This is a genomic window from Zobellella sp. An-6, assembly GCF_052487945.1.
Genome location: NZ_CP199259.1, coordinates 3,598,862 through 3,616,430 on the forward strand (window position 1 = coordinate 3,598,862; position 17,569 = coordinate 3,616,430).

The 17,569-nt window shown below is 65.6% G+C and carries 14 protein-coding genes; 10 read left to right on the forward strand and 4 right to left on the reverse strand.

Annotation, left to right across the window (positions count from 1 at the left end):
- Window positions 1-28: 28 nt before the first annotated feature.
- Together ACT7DK_RS16785 and ACT7DK_RS16790 are read right to left on the reverse strand one after the other, a co-directional pair.
- Window positions 29-1,306 (reverse strand): TRAP transporter large permease, encoded by a 1,278-nt coding sequence (locus tag ACT7DK_RS16785; protein WP_445401161.1) that lies wholly within the window; start codon window positions 1,304-1,306, stop codon window positions 29-31.
- An 11-nt stretch (window positions 1,307-1,317) separates the two neighbouring features.
- Window positions 1,318-1,836, reverse strand: coding sequence for a TRAP transporter small permease (locus ACT7DK_RS16790; RefSeq protein ID WP_445401163.1), 519 nt, complete (start codon window positions 1,834-1,836; stop codon window positions 1,318-1,320).
- A 355-nt stretch (window positions 1,837-2,191) separates the two neighbouring features.
- Between ACT7DK_RS16790 and ACT7DK_RS16795 the strand changes: the two genes are divergently transcribed.
- From ACT7DK_RS16795 to ACT7DK_RS16805, 3 genes are read left to right on the forward strand one after another with little or no spacing between them, the layout of a single operon-like run.
- On the forward strand, window positions 2,192-2,713 hold the full coding sequence (locus ACT7DK_RS16795) for a gluconokinase (protein WP_445401165.1): 522 nt from the start codon (window positions 2,192-2,194) through the stop codon (window positions 2,711-2,713).
- Window positions 2,703-4,514 carry a phosphogluconate dehydratase gene (gene edd / locus ACT7DK_RS16800; RefSeq protein ID WP_445401167.1) on the forward strand — a complete coding sequence of 604 codons (1,812 nt, stop codon included), beginning with the start codon at window positions 2,703-2,705 and terminating at the stop codon, window positions 4,512-4,514. Before ACT7DK_RS16795 ends, edd begins: the two co-directional genes overlap by 11 nt.
- 3 nt (window positions 4,515-4,517) lie before the next feature.
- The gene (locus ACT7DK_RS16805) at window positions 4,518-5,156 is read left to right on the forward strand and encodes a bifunctional 4-hydroxy-2-oxoglutarate aldolase/2-dehydro-3-deoxy-phosphogluconate aldolase (protein ID WP_445401169.1); all 639 of its coding nucleotides are present in this window, start codon (window positions 4,518-4,520) and stop codon (window positions 5,154-5,156) included.
- A gap of 96 nt (window positions 5,157-5,252) precedes the next feature.
- Here ACT7DK_RS16805 and glnE read toward each other — a convergent pair whose 3' ends face one another.
- On the reverse strand, window positions 5,253-8,120 hold the full coding sequence (gene glnE, locus ACT7DK_RS16810) for a bifunctional [glutamate--ammonia ligase]-adenylyl-L-tyrosine phosphorylase/[glutamate--ammonia-ligase] adenylyltransferase (RefSeq protein ID WP_445401171.1): 2,868 nt from the start codon (window positions 8,118-8,120) through the stop codon (window positions 5,253-5,255).
- 167 nt (window positions 8,121-8,287) lie between these two features.
- Between glnE and ACT7DK_RS16815 the strand changes: the two genes are divergently transcribed.
- The 3 genes from ACT7DK_RS16815 to ACT7DK_RS16825 are packed head-to-tail and all read left to right on the forward strand — an operon-like array spanning window position 8,288 to window position 9,673.
- A complete protein-coding gene (locus ACT7DK_RS16815) occupies window positions 8,288-8,701 on the forward strand; it encodes a YjfI family protein (protein ID WP_445401173.1) in 414 nt (137 codons plus the stop codon).
- Between the two features lie 10 nt (window positions 8,702-8,711).
- A complete protein-coding gene (locus ACT7DK_RS16820; protein ID WP_445401175.1) occupies window positions 8,712-9,341 on the forward strand; it encodes a hypothetical protein in 630 nt (209 codons plus the stop codon).
- Window positions 9,338-9,673 (forward strand): hypothetical protein, encoded by a 336-nt coding sequence (locus ACT7DK_RS16825; RefSeq protein ID WP_094038897.1) that lies wholly within the window; start codon window positions 9,338-9,340, stop codon window positions 9,671-9,673. Before ACT7DK_RS16820 ends, ACT7DK_RS16825 begins: the two co-directional genes overlap by 4 nt.
- A gap of 3 nt (window positions 9,674-9,676) precedes the next feature.
- On the opposite strand, the gene ACT7DK_RS16830 is transcribed toward ACT7DK_RS16825, so the two are convergent.
- Window positions 9,677-11,188 (reverse strand): CYTH and CHAD domain-containing protein, encoded by a 1,512-nt coding sequence (locus ACT7DK_RS16830; RefSeq protein ID WP_445401177.1) that lies wholly within the window; start codon window positions 11,186-11,188, stop codon window positions 9,677-9,679.
- 167 nt (window positions 11,189-11,355) lie between these two features.
- Here ACT7DK_RS16830 and ACT7DK_RS16835 point away from each other — a divergent pair, with 167 nt between their 5' ends.
- From ACT7DK_RS16835 to putA, 4 genes are all read left to right on the forward strand, one after another.
- Complete coding sequence (locus ACT7DK_RS16835) at window positions 11,356-12,036, forward strand: TIGR00153 family protein (protein ID WP_445401179.1); 681 nt, start codon at window positions 11,356-11,358, stop codon at window positions 12,034-12,036.
- A gap of 21 nt (window positions 12,037-12,057) precedes the next feature.
- Entirely contained in the window at window positions 12,058-13,323 is a 1,266-nt protein-coding gene (locus ACT7DK_RS16840) for an inorganic phosphate transporter (RefSeq protein ID WP_445401181.1), read from the forward strand.
- A gap of 88 nt (window positions 13,324-13,411) precedes the next feature.
- Complete coding sequence (locus ACT7DK_RS16845; RefSeq protein WP_445401183.1) at window positions 13,412-14,029, forward strand: TIGR04211 family SH3 domain-containing protein; 618 nt, start codon at window positions 13,412-13,414, stop codon at window positions 14,027-14,029.
- A 184-nt stretch (window positions 14,030-14,213) separates the two neighbouring features.
- Window positions 14,214-17,384 (forward strand): bifunctional proline dehydrogenase/L-glutamate gamma-semialdehyde dehydrogenase PutA, encoded by a 3,171-nt coding sequence (gene putA / locus ACT7DK_RS16850; protein WP_445401185.1) that lies wholly within the window; start codon window positions 14,214-14,216, stop codon window positions 17,382-17,384.
- The last annotated feature ends 185 nt before the right edge of the window (window positions 17,385-17,569 follow it).

Consider the following 17,569-nt stretch of genomic DNA (forward strand, 5'->3'; position numbering starts at 1 on the left):
ATCCTTATCAAGTTAACAAGACCCGGGGTCAGGACAGCCAGCTCAGTGGCCAGAGTACCAGCTGCGGGAACAGCACCAGCAGTGCCAGCAGCGTGAAATAGGCGACGATAAAGGGCATCACACCCCGCACCACCGCCTCCATTTTCATGTTGCCCACGCCGGAGACCACGTTGAGCACGGTGCCCACCGGCGGGGTGATCAGCCCGATACAGCCGGACATGATAAAGATGAGGCCGAAATACACCGGGTTCACCCCGGCGGCGGCGGCCATCGGCGCCAGCACCGGCGCCAGGATCAGGATGGCGGGGGTGAGATCCATCACCATGCCAATCACCAGCAGGAACAGCACCACCAGCGCCATGAACAGCATGGGGCTGCCCAGCACCGGCTCGAACAGGTCGATCAGCTGGCGCGGCAGATCCGCCAGGGTGATCATGTAGGAGGACGCCATGGCGGCACCGGCCAGGAACATCACCACAGAAGTGGTCTTGGAGGCATCCACCAGCACCTTGTACAGGCCTTTCAGATCCAGCTCCCGGTACACCAGGGTGGTGATGATCAGGGCGTAGACCGCCGCCACCACCGCCGCCTCGGTGGGGGTGAAGATGCCGCCGCGCAGGCCGCCGACGATGATCACCGGCAACAGCAGGGCCCAGATGCTGCGGCGCATCACCCGGCCGCGTTCCTTCCAGCTGGCTTTCTCCTCCACCGGCAGTTCCTTGCCGCGCACTATCCAGCCCCAGGCGACGGCGATGGCCAGCGCCATCATGATGCCGGGGGCGATACCCGCCAGGAACAGCTGGCTGATGGAGGTGTTGGTGGTCACCCCGTAGATGATGAAGGGCATGGAAGGCGGAATGATGGGGCCGATGATGCCGCCGGAGGCGATCAGGCCGCCGCTGCTGCCGAGCGGGTAGCCCTGGCGGCGCATCATCGGCAGTAGCAAGGTGGCCAGGGCGGCGGTGTCGGCGATGGCCGAGCCGCTCATGGAGGCCAGCAGCACAGAGGCGCCGATGGCCACATAGCCCAGGCCGCCACGCACATGGCCGCAATAGACCCGGGCCAGGTCCACGATGCGCCGCGACAGGCCGCCGGCGGTCATCAGTTCACCGGCCAGCACGAAGAAGGGCACCGCCAGCAGGGGGAAGTTGTCGAAGCCCGCTTGCACGTTCTGCGCCAGCAGCTGGGCATCGAAGAAGTCGAGCTGGATCATCAGCGCCAGGGCGGTCAGCATCAGGGCGAAGGCGATGGGCACGCCGATGCTCATGGAGCTGAACAGTACCGCCAGAAAAATTGCGATCGACATGGTAGCTATCCTTACTTAACGCTATGAGTGGTAACGGCGGCGCCGGCTTCTCCGCGACGGCAGCGCAGCTCCTGCCAGGTCTCGCGCAGCAGCAGCGCCGCCATGCAGGCGCCCATGGTAAACACCGCCGCCGCCGCCAGTGCCAGGGGATAACCCAGTACCGGACTGCGGCTGTCGATGCCCACCAGTATCTGGGCCCAGGCGCCCACCAGCAGGTGGTAGAGGGCCCAGCCGATAAGGATCCGGCTCAGCCAGCGGCACAGCCGCTGTGCCGGCGCCGGCAGCCGGTCCACCACCAGGTCGAAGCGCAGGTGCTGATTGTCGACCGTGGCCAGCACGGCGCCGATGCACACCAGCCAGACAAACAGCAGACGGGACAGCTCCTCGTAGCCGGCCAGGCCGGTGTTGAACAGGTAGCGCATCAGCACGTTCAGGAACACGGCGCACACCATGCCGAACATGCTGATGGCCAACATGGCCTCCGCTGCACGGCGCAGCACAGACACGGGTTTGGGGGACATCTCCGCCATGGCCTTTACTCCATTCCATTGCTCAGTGAAGTTACCAGTAACATGTTACGCGTAACCACGGTGAGGCACCAAGCCCCAAGTGACGATAAAGTTAAAAAATGGGACTGGGCTCAAAAAAACCGTACATCATAAAATCTTTTCCGCCGGCCGGAAATAAGACATAAAACACTGATTAAAAACAGATTAAATTAAAAACTCCGCTTATTGCATCGCCATCTCCGGCCATATCGCCTGTTGTTGTCATTGTGTATCAGCTCACATTTCCAAAAGTTACTGGTAACATGTTACCCGTAACCTGATAAAGTAAAAGCCATTCACCCCAGGGCAAGATTACCAGTAGGGACAGAGGTCAAGCATGACTGGAGAAAGCATCATAGTGATGGGCGTTACCGCCTGCGGCAAATCGAGCGTGGGCGCCGCCCTGGCTCGGGCGTTGGGCGCCAAGTTTATCGACGGCGACGACCTGCACCCCAGGGCCAATATCCTCAAGATGGCCGAGGGCACCCCCCTGGGCGACGAGGACAGGGCGCCCTGGCTGGAGCGGATCCGCGACGCCGTATTCAGCATCCGCCACAAGAGCGAGACCGGGATCATCGTCTGCTCCGCACTCAAGCGCCATTATCGCGACAGCATCCGCGCCGGCAACGATCGGGTGCGCTTTATCTTTCTCGACGGCGACTTCGAGCTGATCCTGGCCCGGCTGCGCCGGCGCAGCGGCCACTTCATGCCCGAGTCCCTGCTGCAGAACCAGTTCGAGGTGCTGGAACGCCCCGGCGCCGACGAGCCCGACGTTACCTTCATCAGCATCGACGGCGACTTCGAGGAGGTGGTCAACCGCGCCCTCGCCGCCATCAAGGGAGAAGCCCATGTCAACTGAACTCCACCCGGTGATCGGCCGGGTTACCCGCCGTATCCTCGAGCGCAGCCGGGCGATACGCGAAGACTACCTGGCCCGGATGCAGGCCCAGGCCGAGCAGGGCAAGCACAGATCCAGCCTGAGCTGTGGCAACCTGGCCCACGCGGTGGCCGCCTGCGGCCCGGATCAGAAACAGCGCATCCTCGACCTGACCAGCGCCAATGTCGCCATCGTCAGCGCCTACAACGACATGCTGTCGGCGCACCAGCCCTATGCCGGTTACCCGGAGCAGCTCAAGCGGGTGCTGGCGGAGCAGGGCCACAGCGCCCAGGTGGCCGGCGGCGTGCCGGCCATGTGCGACGGCGTCACCCAGGGCCAGCCGGGGATGGACATGTCGCTGTTTTCCCGCGACGTCATCGCCCAGGCCACCGCCCTGTCGCTCAGCCACAACACCTTCGACGCCACCCTGCTGCTCGGCATCTGCGACAAGATAGCCCCGGGCCAGCTGATCGGCGCCCTCAGCTTCGGCCACCTGCCCACCGCCTTCGTGCCCGCCGGCCCCATGGCCACCGGCATCAGCAACGACGAGAAGGTCAAAGTACGCCAGCAATACGCCGCCGGTGAGGTGGGTAAGGAAGCGTTGCTGGAGATGGAGTGCAATGCCTACCACTCCCCCGGCACCTGCACCTTCTACGGTACCGCCAACACCAACCAGCTGGTGTTCGAGGCCATGGGCCTGATGCTGCCCGGCTCCGCCTTCGTGCACCCGCACTCGGCCCTGCGCCGGGCGCTGACCGAACACGCCGCCCTGCGCCTCGCCGGCCAGATCCAGGGCAGCGGCCACTACCGTCCGCTGGCCGAGGTGGTGGATGAAAAAGGCCTGGTCAACGGCCTTATCGCCCTGCTCGCCTCCGGCGGCAGCACCAACCACACCCTGCACATGGTGGCGGTGGCCCGGGCCGCGGGCCTGGTGCTGAGCTGGGACGATTTCAGCGATCTCTCCGAGGTGGTCCCCCTGCTGGCCCGGGTCTACCCCAACGGCCCGGCGGACATCAACGCCTTCCATCAGGCGGGCGGCGTGCCCCTGCTGCTGCACAAGCTGGCCGAGCGTGGCCTGCTGCACAGGGACGCCACCCCCGTGTTTGGCCGGCTCGAGGACTATTTCCGTCAGCCGGTGCTGGAAGGTGAGCAACTGGCCTGGCAACCGGTGCCGGAAACCCGGGATCCGGCGGTGATCCCGCCCCAGGACACGGTGTTCAGCGTCAGCGGCGGCCTGCGGGTGCTGGACGGCAACCTGGGCCGGGGGGTGATCAAGGTCAGCGCCGTGGCGCCCGAACACCGGCTCATCACCGCCCCCGCCGCCCTGTTCAGCAGCCAGCATGCGGTTGAGCGCGCCTACCAGAACGGCGAGCTCAACCGGAATGTCATCGTGGTGGTGCACCACAACGGGCCGGGCGCCAACGGCATGCCCGAACTGCACAAGCTGATGCCGATCCTCGGCAATATCCAGAAGGCCGGCTTCAAGGTGGCGCTGGTCACCGACGGCCGTCTGTCCGGCGCCTCGGGCAAGATCCCGGCGGCCATCCATATCACCCCGGAAGCCGCCAAGGGCGGCCCCCTGGGCCGGCTGCGCGACGGTGATATCATCACCCTGGACGCCGCCAGCGGCCGGCTGTTCACCGAGGCTGCGCTCGAGCAGCGCAGCCCGCTGCAACCGGACTTGACCGGCGAGCAGAGCGGCCTGGGCCGCGAGCTGTTCGCCCTGTTCCGCCGCCAGGTTTCCAGTGCGGAAACCGGCGCCTCTATCTTTTATCAGGAGTAACCCATGAGCTGGACCCTTTCCCCCGCCGACGTCTTTTCCGCCTCCCCCGTGGTCCCGGTGATGGTAGTGGAAGACGCCGCCGACGCCGTGCCCCTGGCCAAGGCCCTGGCCGCCGGCGGCATCACCGTGTTTGAAGTGACCCTGCGCTCGGCCGCGGCGCTGGACGCCATCAGTGCCATCGCCCGCGAGCTGCCCGACGCCCTGGTGGGCGCCGGCACCGTGCTCAACGTGGCGCAGTACGACGCCGCCGTGGCCGCCGGCGCCAAATTCGTGATCACTCCCGGCTTCACCCCGGCCCTGCTCAAGCACGCCAAGGCCGGCCCGGTGCCACTGATGCCCGGCATCGCCACCCCCTCCGAGGCCATGCAGGCGCTGGAGCTGGGCTACACCCACCTCAAGTTCTTCCCGGCGGAGATCAACGGCGGCGCCAAGGCGCTGAAGGCCCTGGCCGGCCCCCTGCCCCAGCTGCGCTTCTGCCCCACCGGCGGTGTCAGCGCCGCCAACGCCAGGGACTACCTGGCGGTGAAATCGGTGATGACGGTGGGCGGCTCCTGGATGCTGCCGGCGGAGCTGGTCGCCGCCAAGGACTGGGACGGCATCACCCGCCTGGCCGCGGACGCGGTGGCGGCGGTAAAAGGCTGAAAGCCGGAAGCTGGATGGTGTTAAAGGCCGCTTGGGTTGGCAGCGGCCTTTTCATTCGGCACACCATCGCCAGCGCGCTCGCGCTTCGGCACTGCGTTATCCCTCGACAGACAGCCATTTGTTCCAGCTTGCCACCACCCAGTCGCGCTCCCGGGTGAGTTCGGTGTCCGGCACCCGGCCGGGCAGGTCGGACAGGCTCAGCCGGTGGCCCCGGTCGCGGATGGCGCAATAGGCGGCTTTCAACCGCCCGGCCTCCTCCTCTTCCAGCAGCCCCACCTCCACCGCCGCTTCCAGGATGCGGATATTGTCGGACCAGCGGGTCAGGGCCGGATGCTCTTGGGCATGGGCCAGCACCAGGTATTGGGTGAGGAACTCGATATCGGCCAGACCGCCCACCGACTGCTTGAGGTGGAACTCGCCGGGGCCGGCCTTAATGAGATGAGCACGCATCTTCTCGCGCATCTGCACCACCTCCAGCGCCAACTCTCGGTGCTCCCGCTCCTTGCCCAGTACCTCCCGGCGGATGTCGTTGAAGGCGTCGAACAGGGGCGGATCGCCCACTATCATACGGCTGCGCACCAGGGCCTGGTGCTCCCAGGTCCAGGCCTCGTTGTGCAGGTAGGTACGGTAGGCGTCGAGCGGACTCACCATCAGGCCGGAGGCGCCGCTCGGGCGCAGCCGCATGTCTACCTCGTAGAGCACGCCGCTGGGGGTGCGGGTGCTGAACAGGTGGATGATGCGCTGGGCCAGGCGCAGGTAGAACTGGCGGCAGTCGAGGGGCTTTTCGCCGTTGGTCTGGCCCTTGAGCCCGGCTTCCTGTACGAACACCAGATCCAGATCCGAACTGTAGGCCAGCTCGATTCCGCCCAGCTTGCCGTAGGCCACCACCCCGAAGCCCTTGCGGCCGCTGTCCGCCAGTTGCTCGGGCACGCCGTGACGAGCACTCATCTGGGTCCACGCCTGGTTGACCACCTCTTCCACTATGGCCTCCGCCAGCCAGGTGAGATGATCGCTCACCTTCATCAGCGGCAGGGCGCCGGCGATGTCGGCGGCGGCAATGCGCAGCAGATGGATCTGCTTGAACTGGCGCAGGGCCTCCATCTGCTGCTCTACGTCCTCCTCCGGCACCCGCAGCAGGAACTGGCGCAGCTCGCCCTGATAGGCGTCGAGGGGGATGGGATTGTACAGCAGTTGGGGCACCAGCAGCTCGTCCAGCAGAATGGGATAGCGTGCCAGCTGCTCGGCCACCAGGGAGCTGGCCTCGCACAGGCGGATCAGCTGGGTCAGGGCGCCGGCGTTTTCCACCAGCAGTTGCAGGTAGGCGGTGCGGGTGGCGATTTGCAGCAGCAATTTTTGCAGCCGGGCGAACAGGATGCCGGGGGTGTCGGACTGGCTGACCTTGTCGAGCAGCACCGGCATCAGCTTCTCCAGCGCCTGGCGTCCCTGGGGGCCCATGGCCCGGCGCGGGCATTCCTCCTTGAAGGTGTTGAGGGCCAGGGCCAGGCGGCCGGCCTTGTCCTGCTCCATGCCCTGCTCCTGCAGCAGCCGGACCAGTTCTTCCTCTTCCCAGTCGGTCTGCCAGAGGTCGAACCAGATCTGGGCCGCCCCCTCCTCCTCCGCCTCGGCGCTGTCGCCGATCAGCAGTTCAAACTGGCGATGGACCAGGGCCATGGCCTCGTGCAGCGCCCGGTAGAAGGCATCCCAATCGGGGTAGCCCGTCAACCAGGCCAGGCGGGTGCAGTTGAGTTCGTCCTGGGGCAGGGTCTGGGTCTGCTGATCGGCGAAGGCCTGCAAAAAGTTCTCGACCCTGCGCAGGAAACGATAGCTTTGGTGCAGATCCCCGGCCACCTCGGGGCTGAGCGCCCCCGCTTCCCGCGCCGCCGCCAGGGCGTGGGGCAGATGGCGCACCTGCAGCGCCGGCTCCCGGCCGCCGCGGATCAGCTGGAACACCTGGGCGATGAACTCCACCTCGCGGATACCGCCAGCACCCAGCTTGATGTTGTCCTTGAGCCCCTTGCGCCGCACCTCGGCGGCGATCATCGCCTTCATCTGGCGCAGGGAGTCGATCACCCCGAAGTCGATGTAACGGCGGAACACGAAGGGCTTGAGCATGGCCTTGAGCTCGGCACTGTATTCGCCCTCATCGTTGAGGATGCGGGCCTTGACCATGGCGTAGCGCTCCCAGGTGCGGCCGTGGTGCTGGTAGTAGTCTTCCATGGCGGCAAAACTCACCGCCAGGGGACCGGACTCGCCGAAGGGCCGCAGCCGCATGTCCACCCGGTAGACCTGGCCGTCCACCGTGGTCTGGTGCAGGGCGTTGACCAGCTTCTGTCCCAGGCGGATGAAGAACTGCTGATTGGCCAGTTCGCGCCGCCCGCCCTTGGTCACTCCGTTGTGGGGAAAGGTGAAGATAAGGTCGATGTCGGAGGAGAAATTGAGCTCCCGCCCGCCCAGCTTGCCCATGCCCAGGATCAGCATGGGCACCGGCTTGCCCTCGGCATCCGAGGGGGTACCCAGCTCGGCGCACTGGCGCCGGTAGAGCCAGTGGTAGGCTTCCACGATCAGGGCATCGGCCAGGGCCGAGATATGCTCGAAGCTTTCCTCCACCTCGGCCCCCAGCAGCATCTCCCGCCAGGCGATCAGCAGCAGCTCGCGCCGGCGAAAGCGGCGCAAGCTGCGCAGCAGGCCGGGCTCGTCATTCACGGCCGCCAGCTGGGCGGCCAGCGCCGGTCGGTAACGGCCGGCCCGGTCGCCGTTGTGCAAATCCCGTTCATCGTCCAGTTCCAGGGCCAGTTCCGGCTGCTGGCACAGGCTGTCGGCGGCGAAGTCGCTGCAGGCGAACAGCGCCCTGAGCCGTCCGCAGCGCGGCGCACTCAGGCCGGCGCGGATGTCGCCGGCGCGTTCTTCGAAGCGGGCCCAGTGTCTGTCGGCCTGGGCCCCGAGCAGGGCGGGCATCTCTCCCATCTAGGTTTCCTTGTTGGCGGATTCTGGCATCAGACTACCATTGTTGCCGCCCATGAACAGAGAGCCGGCGCAGATTGTCGTGCCGGCCGGCGGAGCGCAAGTGCGGGCTTGCACTGAAGACGGTGGCTGATTAGTCTGTAGCGGACTTATTATGTCAGGACCTGTTGATGGAACTCTCAGTTATCGGCCGGCATCTCGAAGGGCTCGGCGACCAGTCGAGCACGGGTTTCGGCTTTCAGTGCTTTCCCATCCCCGGCGAGGTGGAGGTGCTCAAGGTGACGGTGGAGGGGCGCGAAGAGCTGCCCCTGTTCATCTCCGTTTCCGACGATCAGATTTTGTGCATCAGCTACCTGTGGGATGAAAGCCAGGTCGATCCGACCCGGCGCCAGGCCATGCTGGAGGCCATGCTCGACATGAACATCCCCATGCCCCTGTCGGCCTTCGCCCGGCTCGACGACTGGTACGTGGTGTTCGGCGCCCTGTCGCTCAACGCCGCTCTGGCCGACATCGAGCACGAGCTGGCGGTGCTGAGCGACAACTGCCTCGAGGTCATCGAGGACATGGCGGAATTTCTATTATGAGGGCGGGGCTATGAGCGTATTGGGCCAGGTTCTGCGCAGCCTGCAGGACCCGCAAGACGGCAGCCTGGATCCGGACAGGGTTTGTGTCCAGCTGGTGCGCGCCTGCCGCCATGCCGAGCAGCACATGCAGGGGCTGGCGCGCCAGTGCCGGCAACTGAAGGCCGATATCGACCGGCTCGAGGGCCGGGGGGCATCGCTGGCGCTGCGGCTGGCCGGGCTGGAGCGGGCCACCCTGGCGGCCCTCTCCCGTGGGGAGGAGCAGGCAGCCCGGCGGCTCGCCGCCGAGGTGGCCGCCGCCGAAGACGAGCAGGACGACTGCCGGCAACAGCTCGAACGGCTGCACCGGCGGCGGCGCTACTACCATGACCGCTGGCTCGGTGCCGAGCGCCATTACCACGATCTGTGTCGCCAGCTGGCCATGGCCAAGACCACCGCCTGCGTGCGCAAGACCATGGCCGCCATCCGCCATCACCCGGCGGTGACCCTGGTCAACGCCAAGCAGGCCCTGGCCGATATCCGCGCCCGGGAGCAACGCCAGCATCAGGACGCGGAGCCCGACGAGGCGCCAAGGGCCCTTTGCCCCCACAGTGCCGAGCAGGTACTGGCCCGGCTGCAACAGCAACTGGGAGGCCGCCCTTGAGCCAGCGCAAGATACCGGAAAAATGGCAGAGCTCGGTGCGCGCCGCCAAGGCGGTGCAGGTGGCCTTCGACATGGACGAGAAGCTGCAGTACCAGATCCGGCGCGAGGCGCTGGACAACGGCCTGAGCCCCTCGGATCAGATCCGCCATATCCTGACCCTGCCCACCGCCGCCAAGCCCAAGCGTCCCCGGCTGACGGTGTCGCTCAGCCCCGAGGATTACGCCTACCTGGCCGAGCGCTATGGCCTGCGCCCCGAGCAGCAGCTGGAAATCAAGCACAGGGTGATGGACGAGCTGCTGGCCTACAGCCGCCAGCAGCTCGATGAAGGCTAAGCCTCAGCGCCAGTAGGGCTCCAGCAACAGGGCCTGGGCCCGGGACTGCTCCAGCGCTTCCAGCAGGAAATGCCGCTTGCGTGCCAGCCAGTCGTCCAGCTCCTCTCGATCCTCCGCCGTCAGCCGCTCGCGCACGTCCTCCAGCGGCGACAGCCTGTCCAGATCCTCGATGCCGCGCAGTATGTCGAGCCAGGGCATCCGAAAGGCCAGCCGTTCCTCCTCCGGGTAGAGGCTGCTGAAGCAGAGCCCCACCATCAGGTTGCGCCTGAGCTTGCCCTTCTGCTGGATGTACCGCTCGCCGTCGAGTGCCGGCTCGCCCAGGGCGCTATGGCGCAGGGTGTGCCAGCTGTCCTCCAACCGTTCCCGGGCCAGACCGGCGACGGGGGCGGCCAGTTGGGCGCTCTGGCGCGGCTCCAGCCCGGCCCGCCAGTCCTGGCGATAGAGCCAGTGGGTGAGCCTGAGCAGCAGCCGGCCATAGCGGGCCCCGTAGAACAGCTCCCGCAGCTGCTCCTCGTCGGGCAGCCGTGCCTGCAGCTGCGCCAGTTCCGCCAGCAATGCCTTCTGGCAGTCCAGCCGACGCAGGTAATGGCCCCTGTCGGCGGTGAGATGGGCCAGCATCTGGGCCCTGTCCAGCCAGGACAGCTGTTGCTGCAGCCACAGCAGATCGTCGATCCAACCGCTGTTGATGCGGTGCGACACCAGCTCGCCGAACATCAGCAGGATCTGGTGCACCAGGGCGGCGCCCTCGCGCAGTTGCACCAGCCAGTCGATGCCGGGCGTGGTCATCCAGCCATCTTCATGGTACTGCCAGTGACGCAGCCCCTGGTGGAGCAAGGTCACCATGGCCTGCTCGCAGGCGTCTTCCGCCCTCAAGTCGGCCGGCGCCAGGGCCCGCAGCCGAGGCATGGGGCTTAGGCCGGCCAGGCGGTAGCCCCGTTGGGCCTTGGACACGGCCCCCAGACGCAGGCCACCATGTCTGACCAGGGTTTCCGCCAGTTCGAACAGGAGGGAGGCATCCCCCCGCACCAGCTCGAGTTCCAGCTCGCGGATGGGCTCGCGTCGCTCGCCCGCCCGAACCTCGCCCTCGTCCAGGGCCAGTTCGATCTCGGTTCCGTCACCGGCCAGCAGCCAGCGCCGGCGCACGAAATCGGTACAGAACAGGGGCTGCAGGGCCTGCTGCAAGGCGGCGGGGTCGACCCCCTCGGGCCAGATATGGACGGGGAACCGGGCCAGATCCGGCTGACCCAACGACAGGGCGACATTGTATTCCGGTCGTTGATGCAGGCCGCCGACCTGACTGCCTGCCAGCTTGATGGTCTGCTCCAGGGCGCCGTCTTGGCTGCGGATGCGCAGGCCGGCGTCCATCCGGCGCAGGGCCAGATCGGGGGTGTCGTAGTAGGTGTTGGCCAGGTGCCGCCGGTCGTGCTTGAGGATTTGGTAAGATTGCAACAGCTCGGGCAGGGCGTCGGTGATATCGCGTGAGACAAGAAACTTGATCTCTATTTCTGTATCCATAAGGGTGTCCGGAAAACCAACCTTCTGATTTAAAAGTAAAAGCAGAAACCGCTAGCAGAGAGACATGACGGTTTTATGAAAAATGCTGTTTTCTTGCCTTTGTAGTTAAGTTACCATGCGCGCCACATTGATGTATCGAGTGTTTTTTCACCGACACAGGGTTGGCTATGCCAGTAAATACTATTTTGGGACTCTTTGCCAAGTCCCCGATCAAGCCCCTGCAGAAGCATGTGATGAAAGTCCATGAGGCTGCGCAGCAATTGGTTCCCTTCTTCGACGCCATGTGGGAGCAGGACTGGGAGAAGGCCGAACAGATCCAGGGCCGCATCTCCCAGCTGGAACGGGAAGCCGATGCCCTGAAGCGGGAAATCCGCCTCAAACTCCCCCGCGGCCTGTTCATGCCGGTCGCCCGCACCGACATGCTGGAGCTGTTGACCCAGCAGGACAAGATCGCCAACAAGGCGAAAGACATCTCCGGCCGCATCGTGGGCCGCCAGATGGAAATCCCGCTGCAGCTCAAGACCGCCTTCATGGCCTATCTCGGCCGCTGCATCGACGCCACCGCCCAGGCCGCCAAGGCCATCGACGAGCTCGACGAACTGCTGGAAACCGGCTTCAAGGGCAGGGAGATGGACCTGGTCACCGACATGATCCACCAGCTGGACCTGATCGAGGACGATACCGACGTCATGCAGGCCAAGCTGCGCAAGCAGCTGCAGGCCATCGAAGACGGCTACAACCCCATCGACATCATCTTCCTGTACAAGATCCTTGAATGGGTCGGAGATCTGGCGGACCAGGCCGAGCGGGTAGGTTCCCGTTTAGAGCTGATGCTGTCCCGTTCCTGAGCGAAACAACAAGGTATATAAATGGATATCATCGCTAACTACGGCACCACGCTGATCCTGGTGGCGGCCGTCTTCGGCTTTTTCATGGCCTGGGGCATAGGTGCCAACGATGTGGCCAACGCCATGGGCACCTCCGTCGGTACCCGCTCGCTGACCATCAAGCAGGCGATCATCATTGCCATGATCTTCGAGTTTGCCGGCGCCTACCTGGCCGGCGGCGAAGTGACCTCCACCATCCGCAGCGGCATCATCGACTCCGACGCCTTCACCGATGCCCCCGACCAGCTGGTGTTTGGCATGATCGCCTCGCTGCTGGCCGCCGGTACCTGGCTGCTGCTGGCCTCCTACTTCGGCTGGCCGGTGTCCACCACCCACTCCATCATCGGCGCCATCGTCGGCTTCGCCCTGGTGTCGCTCGGTTCCGAGGCGGTGCACTGGGGTAAACTCGGTGGCGTGGTCGGCTCCTGGATAGTGACCCCGGCCCTGTCCGGCCTGCTCGCCTACTTCACCTTCATCAGCGTACAGCGCCTGATCTTCAACGCCGACAGCCCGCTGGCGGCGGCCAAGAAGTATGTGCCCGTCTATATTTTCCTCACCGTCATGGTGATCTGCCTGGTGACCCTGAAGAAGGGCCTGAGCCACGTGGGCCTGGACATGACCAATGCCCAGAGCTGGGGCCTGTCGGTGCTGGTATCCCTGGTCAGCGCCATCATCTGCGCCTTCTATATCAAGCGCCAGCAGTACAATCCCCAGGACGACAAGGACATGCACTTCTCCAACGTGGAGAAGGTGTTCGGCATCCTGATGGTGGTCACCGCCTGCGCCATGGCTTTCGCCCACGGCTCCAACGACGTGGCCAATGCCATCGGCCCGCTGTCGGCGGTGGTCAGCACGGTGGAGAGCGCCGGTCAGATCGCCAGCAAGTCGGCCATCGCCTGGTGGATACTGCCACTCGGCGGCATCGGCATCGTCATCGGCCTGGCATCGCTGGGCCACAAGGTGATGGCCACCGTGGGCACCGGCATCACCCACCTGACCCCGAGCCGCGGCTTTGCCGCCCAGTTGGCCACGGCTGCGACAGTGGTGATCGCATCCGGTACCGGCCTGCCCATCTCCACCACCCAGACCCTGGTAGGGGCGGTGATGGGGGTCGGCCTGGCCCGGGGTATTGCCGCCCTAAACCTTAACGTATTGCGCAATATAGTGGTGTCCTGGATAGTCACCCTGCCCGCCGGCGCCATTCTGGCCATCGTCTTCTTCTACATCATCCAGTGGATGTTCGTCTGATCGAGGGGGCCTGCAGGCCCCCTTGTTCTTGTTCTCCGATGCCACGCCTATTACCATGGCGTCATCGATGAGAGTGAAGGAACCCCAGGTGAAAGCGAAATTCCTGTTGGTGCTGCTGTGCAGCCTGCCCTGGCTCGGCCATGCCGACGCCGCCACCCGTTATATTTCCGACAACGTCTACGCCTTTCTGCATACCGGCCCCGGCAACCAGTATCGCATCCTAGGCTCCATCAATGCCGGCGAGCCGGTGGAGTACCTGAGCCGCAATGCCGACAGCAAGTATGTGCAGATCCGGGACAAGGACGGCCGCACCGGCTGGGTGGACGGCCAGTTCGTGCAGACCGAGGAGAGCTTCCGCTCCCGGCTGCCGGCCCTCGAGCAGCAGCTGGCGGACACCAGACAGCAACTGGCCACCGCCGACGAACGCCACCGCCAGGATGTGCAGGACAAGACCGAACGGCTGCAGCAGCAGGAGCAGGAGCTGAGCGAGCTGCATCGCCAGCTTGCCGAACTGCGCCAGACCAGCGACCAACTGGCGGCGGACAATCGCCGCCTGAGCAGCCTGATGGACGACAGAGAGCACCAGATGCGGATGGACTGGCTGCTGCGCGGCGGCCTGGTGGCCGGCGCCGGGGCCCTGGTCGGTTTCCTGTTGCCGCTGATCCCCCTGCGCCGCAAGCGCAAGCAGGGCCGCTGGATGAACTGATGCCATCAGCCCCGTCCCCGAAAGCGCCCTGGTGGCGCTTTTTTGTTGCTCCTTGTTCCCTGCCGCCCCTGCTCGGCTATCTTTAACAGGCAAACAGGGCGGACGATCGTAGCTATTGCGCCCCTCGACGCGCCCACTGTTACTGGCCCGCCGCCACGGCTCCCCAACCTCAGGAAGTGTCGCTATGTTCAATGCCGCCACCGTCTTCGCTCCCGGTTACGCCCCCCGCGACCTGCCGGCCCTGCGCCGGGACATTACCCAAAACTACGTGGTCGATGAAAACGGCTACCTGGCCGACCTGCTGGAGCAGGTGCCGGCCGACGCCCAGACCCTGGCCCGCATCACCGACCAGGCCCGGCGCCTGGTGACCAAGGTACGGGCGGAAAGCGACGGCGGCGATGGCATCGACGCCTTCCTGCAGCAATACAGCCTGGACACCCAGGAGGGCATTATCCTGATGTGCCTGGCCGAAGCCCTGCTGCGCATCCCCGACAGCCATACCGCCGACGAACTGATCAAGGACAAGCTGTCCGGCGCCGACTGGGCCAGGCACTTCCGCCAGAGCGACTCCACCCTGGTCAACGCCTCCACCTGGGGCCTGATGCTGACCGGCAAGATAGTGCGCATGGACAAAAAACTGGACGGCAACCCGGCCAATGTACTGGGCCGCATGATCAACCGCCTGGGCGAGCCGGTGGTACGCTCCGCCATGTACGCGGCCATGAAGATCATGGGCAAGCAGTTCGTGTTGGGGCGGGACATTAAGGAGGCACTCAAGGCCAGCCGCAAGTCCCGCGAACTCGGCTACACCCATTCCTACGACATGCTGGGCGAAGCGGCCATGACCGCCGCCGACGCCGAGAAATACCGCGCCGACTACGCCAAGGCCATCGCCACCGTGGGCGCCGAGCAGCTCAACAACCCGGCGGTGCCGCGTCCCTCCGTCTCCATCAAGCTGTCCGCCCTGCATCCCCGCTACGAGGAAGCCAGCCGGACGCGGGTGCTGAGCGAGCTGCATGCCACCGTGCTGGGACTGCTGGAAGAGGCACGCAAACTGGACGTGTTCATCACCATCGACGCGGAGGAGATGGATCGGCTGGAGCTGTCGCTCGATCTGTTCGAGGCCCTGTACCGTTCCGAGGTCAACCGGGGCTGGGGCGGGCTCGGCCTGGTGGTGCAGGCCTATTCCAAGCGCGCCCTGCCGGTGCTGTGCTGGCTGACCGCCCTGGCCCGGGAGCAGGGCGACGAGATCCCGGTACGGCTGGTGAAGGGCGCCTACTGGGACAGCGAGATCAAGCACTGCCAGCAGGCCGGCATCGACGGCTACCCGGTCTATACCCGCAAGGCCGGCACCGACGTGTCTTATCTCGCCTGTGCCCGCTACCTGCTGAGCGAGGCGACCCGGGCCGCCATCTATCCCCAGTTCGCCACCCATAACGCCCACACCGTGGTGTCGGTAATGGCCATGGCGGGGGAACGCCGCTTCGAGTTCCAGCGCCTGCACGGCATGGGCGAGGAGCTGTACAACACCGTGTTGAAGGAAAACCCCGGCCTGGTGTGCCGCATCTATGCCCCGGTGGGGGCCCACAAGGATCTGCTGCCCTACCTGGTGCGCCGGCTGCTGGAAAACGGGGCCAACACCTCCTTTGTGCACAAGCTGGTGGACCCCAATACCCCCATCGATACCCTGATCACCCATCCGCTGGTCAGCCTCGGCGAGTGCCCCAGGCTGGCCAACGACAAGATACCGCTGCCCCTGGCCATCTTCCCGGACCGCATCAACTCCCGGGGCCTGAACATGAATGTCGAAGATCTGCGCACCCCCTTCTTCAACGAGTTGACCAAACTGCCCGACAAGCAGTGGCAGGCTGGCCCCATCGTCGGCGGCAAGACCCTGACCAACGGCACCGCCAGCGCCGTACTGAGCCCCCAGGATCAGGGCCGGCAGGTAGGCCAGGTGTGGTTTGCCGACCAGGCAACGGTGGAGCAGGCGGTGGGCCGGGCCCGGGCCGCCTTCAAGGGCTGGCGCGACACCCCGGTGGAGCAACGCGCCCGGGCGCTGGAAAAGCTGGCCGAGCTGCTGGAGGCCCATAGCACCGAGTTTGTTTCCCTCTGTACCCGGGAAGCGGGCAAGCTGCTGCAGGACGGCATCGACGAGGTGCGCGAGGCGGTGGACTTCTGCCGCTACTATGCCGTTGAAGCCCGCCGCCTGATGGCCGAGCCCACCCGGTTGCCCGGCTACACCGGCGAACTGAACCTGCTCCATGCCCAGGGTAGGGGGCCCTTCGTCTGTATCAGCCCCTGGAACTTCCCGCTGGCCATCTTCCTCGGGCAGGTGGGGGCCGCCCTGGTCACCGGCAACACCGTGCTGGCCAAGCCGGCGGAGCAGACCTCGCTCATCGCCCACCTGGCGGTGACCCTGGCACACCAGGCCGGCATTCCCGCCGAGGTGCTGCAGTTGCTGCCCGGCGACGGCGCCACCGTGGGCGCGGCCCTCACCCAGGATCCGCGCATCGCCGGGGTCTGCTTCACCGGCTCCACCGACACCGCCCAGACGATCAACCTGACCCTGGCCAAACGCCAGGGCGCCATAGTGCCGCTGATCGCCGAAACCGGCGGCCAGAACACCATGATAGTGGACTCCACCGCCCTGCCCGAGCAGGTGGTGCGCGACGTGCTGCGCGCCGCCTTCCAGAGTGCCGGCCAGCGCTGCTCCGCCCTGCGGGTGCTCTATCTGCAGGAAGACATCGCCGAGCGGGTGCTGGAGATCCTTAAGGGCGCCATGATGGAGCTGAGCGTGGACGATCCCGCGCTCTGGTCCACCGACGTGGGCCCGGTGATTGACCAGGGCGCCAGGGCCGGGCTGGAGGCGCACCTGGCGCGGATGAAGGCCGAAGGCAAGCGGATCATCGCCGAGGCCCCCATGGGCGACTGTTGCAACAAGGGCTTCTACGTCCGGCCCACGGCGCTGGAAATCGGCAGCATCAATGAGCTGGAAAAGGAGCAGTTCGGCCCCATACTCCATGTGGTGCGGTTCAAGGCGAAGGACATCGACAAGGTGATCGATGACATCAACGGCACCGGCTACGGCCTGACCCTGGGCATCCACAGCCGCAACGAGTCCTTTGCCGAGCAGGTGGCCAGATCCGTGGATGCGGGCAACGTCTACATCAACCGGGATCAGATCGGCGCCATGGTGGGTGTGCAGCCCTTCGGCGGCCAGGGCCTGTCCGGCACCGGCCCCAAGGCCGGCGGCCCCCACTACCTGAGCCGCTTTATCACCGAGAAGACCGTTACCAACAACACCACCGCCATCGGCGGCAACGCCACCCTGCTGTCCCTGGGGGAAGGCTGAGCCCAGGCCGGAAGCCGGAAGCCGGAAGCCGGAAGCCGGAAGCCGGAAGCCGGAAGCCGGAGATAATAACAAAAGCAAACTGCTGGCAAACCTTCGGATGTACCTATACGGGCAGCACCCATGCCAAACAGGCGGACAAAGGGAACGGCTCCGCCGACCATGAAATGCCATGGATGGCATTTCGA

Excerpts from the sequence above, each read along its gene's own strand:
- ACT7DK_RS16785 (WP_445401161.1), bottom strand. The coding sequence starts at position 1,306 with ATGTCGATCGCAATTTTTCTGGCGGTACTGTTCAGCTCCATGAGCATC.
- ACT7DK_RS16790 (WP_445401163.1), bottom strand. The coding sequence starts at position 1,836 with ATGGCGGAGATGTCCCCCAAACCCGTGTCTGTGCTGCGCCGTGCAGCG.
- ACT7DK_RS16795 (WP_445401165.1), top strand. The coding sequence starts at position 2,192 with ATGACTGGAGAAAGCATCATAGTGATGGGCGTTACCGCCTGCGGCAAA.
- edd (WP_445401167.1), top strand. The coding sequence starts at position 2,703 with ATGTCAACTGAACTCCACCCGGTGATCGGCCGGGTTACCCGCCGTATC.
- ACT7DK_RS16805 (WP_445401169.1), top strand. The coding sequence starts at position 4,518 with ATGAGCTGGACCCTTTCCCCCGCCGACGTCTTTTCCGCCTCCCCCGTG.
- glnE (WP_445401171.1), bottom strand. The coding sequence starts at position 8,120 with ATGGGAGAGATGCCCGCCCTGCTCGGGGCCCAGGCCGACAGACACTGG.
- ACT7DK_RS16815 (WP_445401173.1), top strand. The coding sequence starts at position 8,288 with ATGGAACTCTCAGTTATCGGCCGGCATCTCGAAGGGCTCGGCGACCAG.
- ACT7DK_RS16820 (WP_445401175.1), top strand. The coding sequence starts at position 8,712 with ATGAGCGTATTGGGCCAGGTTCTGCGCAGCCTGCAGGACCCGCAAGAC.
- ACT7DK_RS16830 (WP_445401177.1), bottom strand. The coding sequence starts at position 11,188 with ATGGATACAGAAATAGAGATCAAGTTTCTTGTCTCACGCGATATCACC.
- ACT7DK_RS16835 (WP_445401179.1), top strand. The coding sequence starts at position 11,356 with ATGCCAGTAAATACTATTTTGGGACTCTTTGCCAAGTCCCCGATCAAG.
- ACT7DK_RS16840 (WP_445401181.1), top strand. The coding sequence starts at position 12,058 with ATGGATATCATCGCTAACTACGGCACCACGCTGATCCTGGTGGCGGCC.
- putA (WP_445401185.1), top strand. The coding sequence starts at position 14,214 with ATGTTCAATGCCGCCACCGTCTTCGCTCCCGGTTACGCCCCCCGCGAC.